This window comes from Paracoccus sp. NIOT.M2S5SZ12, assembly GCF_057748165.1.
The window spans coordinates 21,403-27,868 of record NZ_JBYLFR010000026.1 but is presented as its reverse complement, the minus strand read 5'-3'; the positions used below and the strand labels follow the sequence as shown (position 1 = coordinate 27,868).

Genomic DNA, 6,466 nt, shown 5'->3' with positions numbered 1-6,466 from the left:
CTTCAACGCCCTCGGCACAGCCGAGGTCGCCCGCGTCGCCTGAACCTAAAGGGGAAAGGGGAAGTCACGCCTCAAGCCGCCTTTCTGCAACAACGCCGAAGCTTGAGCCGAAGTGCGCGGATCAAAGCAAGGCCACCCTTGACCTTCCATGAACTGGAAGCCCCATGTTCAAGGCTCACCGGATGCTCGGGAGAGTCTTCATGCAGTTCCAGATCGAGAACATGGCGTGCGGCGGTTGCGCCAGAAGCGTCACCAAGGCGATCCACTCGGTCGATCCACAGGCGAAGGTCGACATCGATCTCGACTTGAAGCGCGTCACCGTGGAGTCGCGTGCCGATCAATCCGCCGTGGCGGCCGTGCTCCAGGACGTCGGATTTCCGCCGCGCAGCGCGGCGTGATGTCCTGTCGGCTGTCGGTGACGCTGCCAGGAGGAACGTGCTGATGGCGAGCGGATTGTATTTACTGGCACAGCGGTTTCCCTCGATGGACGTGTCTTGATGAAAAGGTCGGCGCGGATTTGGAGAATGGGATTGGCAGCGTTACTGACGCTGGCCTTTGTCTTCGTCTTGCCGCCGGTCGGCACTGGGAGCGGGTCTGCCGAAGATCACGTGGTGCAGGCAGAAATGCATGGCAACCATGCGCGCATGGAGCAGGATGACCAGGTCGGCCATCTCAACGTCAAGTCGAATGCAGACTGTGACGCTTCCGCAATGGCCTGTTGCATGATGGCGCATTGCTGTCCGGGCATGTCGGTCGGAACGCAAGACCTGCCCTTGATCGCCTGCGGCGACGGGGCGACTGCCGCGTCAGCAGTCCGTGGCACAGGCAGCGATCAGGGGATGGTGCTGCCGCCGCCTCGACCTATGCCTGTCTGACCGCCCAGAAAATTCACGCAACCAGGAAGACTCAAGATGAACATCGCAAAGACGATCCTCGCAGCGGCGCTCGCCGCTACCGCATTCTCGGCGCCCGTCATGGCGCAGGACGCCGAGTTCCAGTTGCCCGAGCAGTGCACGACAGCGTCTGCCGCTGGCGGCATGGACCATTCGGCCATGGGTCATGGCGGCATGCACGGCAATCAGGGCGGCGACATGGGCGCCGGCATGATGGAGATGATGGGCATGGAAGGCATGGACCTCGAATCCATGCCCGAGCATGTCCAGGAGAACATGCGCAAGATGATGATCACCATGCCGGCCATGCACGAAGGCATGATGATGGCGGATGCCGACGTGGCCTTCGCCTGCGGTATGATCGCCCACCATCAGGGGGCCATCGACATGGCGGAGGTGCTGCTCGCGCATGGGGACGATCCGCAGATGCGCGCGCTCGCCGAGGAGATCATCGCGGCACAGGGCCCCGAGATCGAGCGAATGACGACCTGGCTGGCCGAGAACGCCAACTGAGACCACAGTGGCCGCGCGGTTCAGCCGCGCGGCCACGTCCGTTTGTAGCTTCGAAATCTCTTGAGCTTCTAGTTACTGGAACCCCTATATTGGGAGGGCAAGGTCAGGAGATGCTCCATGAACATCGGGACAGCCGCCAGGCAATCGGGCCTGCCGCCCAAGACGATCCGCTACTATGAGGAGATCGGTCTGCTGACCGCCGACCGGGCTGCCAACGGGTACCGCGACTATTCCAGCGAGGACGTCCACAGGCTGCGCTTCGTCCAGCGGTCCCGCAGCCTCGGCTTCTCGGTCGAGGAATGTCGCCAGCTGCTCTCCCTCTATACCGACCGGGACCGCGCCAGCGCGGATGTGAAGGCGATTGCCACCGAGAAGCTTGGCGAGATCGACCGCAAGATCGCGGAACTGACCGGGTTGCGGGAGATGCTCGGGCATCTTGTCGAGAATTGTCACGGCGACGCCCGCCCGGACTGCCCGATCATCGACGGGCTCTCGGGAAGGTCGCGCGACCATTAGAACCTCAGGGGACCGGAACGATGATGGGCGACGGCATGATGTGGGGAATGGGACTGTGGGGCCTTGTGGTCGCCTGCCCTCGTGGTGCTGGCCGTCGCGGCCCTCGTCAAATACATCTTCTTTCGCTGATGGCTGGGTCCTGGCGCAGATGGGCGCACGGGATGCCCGCCAATCCGCTCTTGCCCGGTCGGCATCTGATGCCTGCATTGGTGGCAATAATCGGGCTCATGCCGGTTCCCGCCGCGGCGTTCCTCCACGCTTCCGAGACGGACACCGACTCCGGCCGCGCGCTTTACGTCGAGCACTGCGCGGCCTGCCACGGCGTCGATCTCGAGGGGCAACCCGACTGGCGTAGCCGTGACGCCAACGGCCTTTATCCTGCGCCGCCCCATGACGAGACGGGCCACACCTGGCACCACGATGACGCCATGCTTATCGACTACATCACCCGAGGCGGTCAGGCCGTGCTGGACGACATGGGCGTGACCTTCACGTCGGGCATGCCGGGCTTCGGCTCCGTGCTGAAGGCAAGCGAGATCGAAGCCATCCTGGACTACATGAAGTCGACCTGGCCTGAACACATTCGCGACACGCAGGCGCAGCGGTCCAACGCGGCCGCAGATTGACGATCTCTCGACACCCGTCAGACCTTCCGAAAGAGCCCGAAGTGGAACTGCTGCACGCTGCCCCACGGCGTGCGGTGTTCGTGGCTCAGCGATCGGACGAGCTGATAGGTGCTACCTAGCCGTTCCGAAAGCAGGGTCGCATCATAACGCGCGACCAGCAAACCGCTGCACGAGGTCAGGCCATCTGACGCGAATGTTCCGATGATGGCGTGGCCGCCGGGGACAAGGGCCCGATCCATGCCCCGCAGATAGGCGTCCTGATCGGAAGCCCCGGTCAGGAAGTGGAACGCGGCCCGATCATGCCAGACGTCGAAGCGGCCGGAGGGCTGCCAGTGCAGGACGTTCGCCACCACCCACTCGACGGGCGCATCTGGCGAAAGCCGCGCGCGCGCCGTGCGCAAGGCGGTTTCGGAGAGATCGAGAACAGTTATGCGGCGGAACCCTTGGTCCAGCAGGCAATCCACCAGCCTCGATGAGCCGGCACCGACATCGACGATGGCCGCATCCTTGCCCGCGCCGGTCTCGGCGATGAGGTCGAGCGATACCTGCGGACGGTCCTCGAAGCAGCTTGTCTCGGCCTCCTCTTTGCTCCGTTAGACGCCTTCCCACCGGTCCGGGTCTTCGGACATCGTCATCCCTTCACAGCTCGATCCGCCGCAGTCGCAGCGCGTTGCTGATCACCGACACCGACGACAGGCTCATCGCCGCCGCCGCGATCATCGGGGACAGCAACATCCCCGTGAGTGGGTAAAGCAGCCCCGCCGCGACCGGCACGCCAAGCGCATTGTAGGCGAAGGCGAAGAACAGGTTCTGCTTGATGTTGCGCAGGGTGGCGCGGGCCAGCTTGCGCGCCCGGACGATGCCCATGAGGTCGCCGCCCAGCAGGGTAATCCCCGCGCTCTCCATCGCCACATCCGCGCCCGTGCCCATGGCGATGCCGACATCGGCGGCGGCGAGCGCGGGCGCGTCGTTCACCCCATCGCCCGCCATCGCGATCTTGTGGCCGTCGCGGCGCAACTGGTCGATCAGGTCCTTCTTGGCCTCGGGCAGGACGCCCGCGCGCACCTCGTCGATGCCGAGCTTGCCCGCAACCGCCTGCGCCGTGCGCTCGTTGTCGCCGGTGGCCATGATCACCCGCAGACCCTGCGCGTGCAGTTCCCGGATCGCCTGTGCGGTCGAGTCCTTGATCGGGTCGGCCACGGCCACGATCCCGGCAAGCGCGCCATCGACCGCGATGAACATCGCCGTCTTGCCCTCGGCGCGCAGGGTGTCGGCATTTGCTTCGGCGGCACTAGTGTCCAGCCCCATCTCCCGCATCATCGAGGCATTGCCGAGCGCCACCTCGCGTCCCCCGACACTGCCACGCACGCCCTTGCCGGTGACGGCCTCGAAGTCGGTCGCTTCCAGACGCGGGGCGCCCTGCGCTTCCGCCCCTTCGACGATCGCCTCCGCCAGCGGGTGCTCTGAGCCACGCTCGAGCGCTGCGGCCAGCGACAGCAGGTCGGTCTCGGTGACATCCCCAAGCGCAACCGTATCGGTCAGCTTCGGCTTGCCCATGGTCAAGGTGCCGGTCTTGTCCACGATCAGCGTGTCAACGCTTGCCATGCGCTCCAGCGCCTCTGCGTCCTTGATCAGCACGCCCGCCTGCGCGCCGCGCCCCGCCGCCGTTGTGATGGAGATCGGCGTCGCCAGCCCCAGCGCGCATGGACAGGCGATGATGAGGACCGACACGGCCGAGGCGATGGCGAAGACCAGCGCGGGTTCCGGGCCCGCGGTCAGCCAGACGACGAAGGCAGCGATGGCGATGATCACCACGGTCGGCACGAACACCGCAGACACGCGGTCGGCCATGCCCTGGATCGGCGCGCGGGACCGGCGCGCGTTCGCCACCATGGCCACGATCTGCGCCAGCACCGTATCCGCGCCGACCTTGCCGGCCTCGATCACGAGGCTGCCGTTCTTGTTTATCGTGGCCCCGGTCACCGCATCGCCCGGGCCCTTTTCGACGGGCATGGACTCGCCGGTCAGCATGCTCTCGTCCAGAGATGAGCGGCCCTCGATCACCGTCCCGTCCACCGGGACCGCATCGCCAGGGCGCACGCGCAGCCGGTCGCCCTCCATGATGTTTTCGAGCGGCGCATCATACTCCGTGCCGTCCCGCAGGATGCGCCGCGCGGTCTTGGGCGCGAGGTCCAGAAGCGCGCGGATCGCATCCCCGGTGCGTTCGCGTGCCCGCAGTTCCAGCACCTGGCCCACGAAGACCAGCGCCACGATCACCACGGCCGCCTCGTAGTAGGTGCCGACGCCATGGCCCATCCGGTAGGCATCCGGGAACACGCCGGGCAGGAAGGTCGCGACCAGCGAATAGAGATACGCTGCCCCGACGCCGAGGCTGATCAGCGTCCACATGTTGGGCGACCGGTTCAGCACCGAATCCCAGCCACGCCGGAAGAACGGCAGCGCCGCCCAGAGGATGATCGGCGTCGCCAGCACGAACTCCAGATAGCTCGCCGTCTGATGCCCGACCCAGTCGCGCACCGGCAGCGCCACCAGTTCGCCCATCGTCAGTATGATGAGCGGCACCGCCGCCGCCGCCGAGATCCACATCCGCCGCGTGAAGTCGGTCAGTTCCTCGCTCGGCTCGTCCGAGGGCACAATCGGCTCCAGCGCCATGCCGCAGATCGGGCAGGCTCCCGGTGCGTCGCGAACGATCTCGGGGTGCATCGGGCAGGTGTACTGGACGTTGGCCGGAGCAGCCTTCTTGCGGCCTGCGGCACGACCCGATGCGTAGAACCAGGGATCGGCCTGAAACTTGGTCTGGCACTTGCCCGAACAGAAATGGAAGTCCTTTCCGCCGAAGTTCTCGGTCCGGGAATCGGGCTTCAGGGTCACCGTCATGCCGCAGACAGGGTCGATGGCCGTCGGGCCAGTAGCAGGCGCATCGTGGTGCGTCGGCATTTCGTCATTGGTGTGGGCGTGACCTGCATGGGGATCGACGGTGGACATGGCGTTCTCCTTCTGCGGACGCGCCGCGCGAAGGCCAATGCACGGCCTTCGAGTTCAATGTGCTCCTTCACGTGACTGGAAGGTCAAGGGCAGATGGTACCGTGACCGAGGATTGCACCACGAAGCCGGTCGGACATCGCCACAATAAACCGCTATAGTAACGCTTGCGCGCGATTGCGGCTTGGAAAGGTTTTCTCTGATGAGTCGTCTGTCGCATTCAGAAATCCACATGGTGCATCGCATCGGCTGGTTGCGCGCTGCTGTTCTCGGGGCGAATGACGGCCTCGTTTCAACTGCAAGCTTGGTTGTGGGGGTCGCCGCGGCAGGATCTGGCCGTCCCGAAATCCTGATCGCCGGACTTGCCGGCCTCGTCGCCGGAGCGATGTCGATGGCGGCCGGCGAATACGTCTCTGTCAGTTCGCAGACCGATGCGGAACAGGCCGACATCGCACGTGAGACGCGGGAATTGAAGGAAACGCCCGAGGCGGAGCTGGACGAGCTGACCCGCATCTACATGGCGCGGGGGCTTGATCAGGGCCTCGCCCGACAGGTTGCCATCCAGCTGACTGCAAAGGACGCACTTGCCGCGCACTCGCGCGACGAACTCGGCATCTCGGAAACGGTCACCGCGCATCCGATCCAGGCTGCCCTGGTGTCGGCGGGGACCTTCGCCGTTGGGGCGGTCATCCCGCTCATCATTGCGGCGCTCGTTCCTGCCACTCAGATCACTCTCATCGTCGCGGTGACTACTTTGATCGCGCTTTCCGTGCTAGGCGGGCTCGGTGCCTCAGCCGGAGGTGCGGGCATCGTCAAGGGAGCCGTCCGCGTTACCTTCTGGGGCGCGCTTGCCATGGCCGCGACCGCAGCGGTGGGGATGCTCTTCGGTGTGACTGTCGGCTAGGCAGGTGGAAG

At 65.3% G+C, this 6,466-nt stretch carries 8 protein-coding genes; 6 read left to right on the top strand and 2 right to left on the bottom strand.

Annotation, left to right across the window (positions count from 1 at the left end; genetic code table 11):
* Positions 1-200 precede the first annotated feature (200 nt).
* The 5 genes from AC2SGK_RS16790 to AC2SGK_RS16770 all read left to right on the top strand — a co-directional run bounded on the left by AC2SGK_RS16790 (position 201) and on the right by AC2SGK_RS16770 (position 2,548).
* The gene (locus AC2SGK_RS16790) at positions 201-398 is read left to right on the top strand and encodes a heavy-metal-associated domain-containing protein (RefSeq protein WP_488324598.1); all 198 of its coding nucleotides are present in this window, start codon (positions 201-203) and stop codon (positions 396-398) included.
* A 132-nt stretch (positions 399-530) separates the two neighbouring features.
* A complete protein-coding gene (locus AC2SGK_RS16785) occupies positions 531-875 on the top strand; it encodes a hypothetical protein (RefSeq protein WP_488324597.1) in 345 nt (114 codons plus the stop codon).
* A 36-nt stretch (positions 876-911) separates the two neighbouring features.
* Entirely contained in the window at positions 912-1,406 is a 495-nt protein-coding gene (gene copM / locus AC2SGK_RS16780; RefSeq protein ID WP_488324596.1) for a CopM family metallochaperone, read from the top strand.
* A 117-nt stretch (positions 1,407-1,523) separates the two neighbouring features.
* On the top strand, positions 1,524-1,922 hold the full coding sequence (gene cueR, locus AC2SGK_RS16775; protein ID WP_488324595.1) for a Cu(I)-responsive transcriptional regulator: 399 nt from the start codon (positions 1,524-1,526) through the stop codon (positions 1,920-1,922).
* Between the two features lie 197 nt (positions 1,923-2,119).
* Positions 2,120-2,548 carry a c-type cytochrome gene (locus AC2SGK_RS16770; RefSeq protein WP_488324594.1) on the top strand — a complete coding sequence of 143 codons (429 nt, stop codon included), beginning with the start codon at positions 2,120-2,122 and terminating at the stop codon, positions 2,546-2,548.
* Positions 2,549-2,565: 17 nt separating this feature from the next.
* Here AC2SGK_RS16770 and AC2SGK_RS16765 read toward each other — a convergent pair whose 3' ends face one another.
* Both AC2SGK_RS16765 and AC2SGK_RS16760 read right to left on the bottom strand, forming a co-directional pair.
* On the bottom strand, positions 2,566-3,045 hold the full coding sequence (locus AC2SGK_RS16765; protein ID WP_488324601.1) for a class I SAM-dependent methyltransferase: 480 nt from the start codon (positions 3,043-3,045) through the stop codon (positions 2,566-2,568).
* A gap of 142 nt (positions 3,046-3,187) precedes the next feature.
* Positions 3,188-5,506 carry a heavy metal translocating P-type ATPase gene (locus tag AC2SGK_RS16760; RefSeq protein ID WP_488324600.1) on the bottom strand — a complete coding sequence of 773 codons (2,319 nt, stop codon included), beginning with the start codon at positions 5,504-5,506 and terminating at the stop codon, positions 3,188-3,190.
* 247 nt (positions 5,507-5,753) lie between these two features.
* Here AC2SGK_RS16760 and AC2SGK_RS16755 point away from each other — a divergent pair, with 247 nt between their 5' ends.
* The gene (locus AC2SGK_RS16755) at positions 5,754-6,455 is read left to right on the top strand and encodes a VIT1/CCC1 transporter family protein (protein ID WP_488324593.1); all 702 of its coding nucleotides are present in this window, start codon (positions 5,754-5,756) and stop codon (positions 6,453-6,455) included.
* The last annotated feature ends 11 nt before the right edge of the window (positions 6,456-6,466 follow it).

What these genes read in the sequence shown, in the direction of transcription:
- AC2SGK_RS16790 (WP_488324598.1), top strand. Translation starts at nt 201, where the DNA reads ATGCAGTTCCAGATCGAGAACATGGCGTGCGGCGGTTGCGCCAGAAGC.
- copM (WP_488324596.1), top strand. Translation starts at nt 912, where the DNA reads ATGAACATCGCAAAGACGATCCTCGCAGCGGCGCTCGCCGCTACCGCA.
- cueR (WP_488324595.1), top strand. Translation starts at nt 1,524, where the DNA reads ATGAACATCGGGACAGCCGCCAGGCAATCGGGCCTGCCGCCCAAGACG.
- AC2SGK_RS16770 (WP_488324594.1), top strand. Translation starts at nt 2,120, where the DNA reads ATGCCTGCATTGGTGGCAATAATCGGGCTCATGCCGGTTCCCGCCGCG.
- AC2SGK_RS16760 (WP_488324600.1), bottom strand. Translation starts at nt 5,506, where the DNA reads ATGCCGACGCACCACGATGCGCCTGCTACTGGCCCGACGGCCATCGAC.
- AC2SGK_RS16755 (WP_488324593.1), top strand. Translation starts at nt 5,754, where the DNA reads ATGAGTCGTCTGTCGCATTCAGAAATCCACATGGTGCATCGCATCGGC.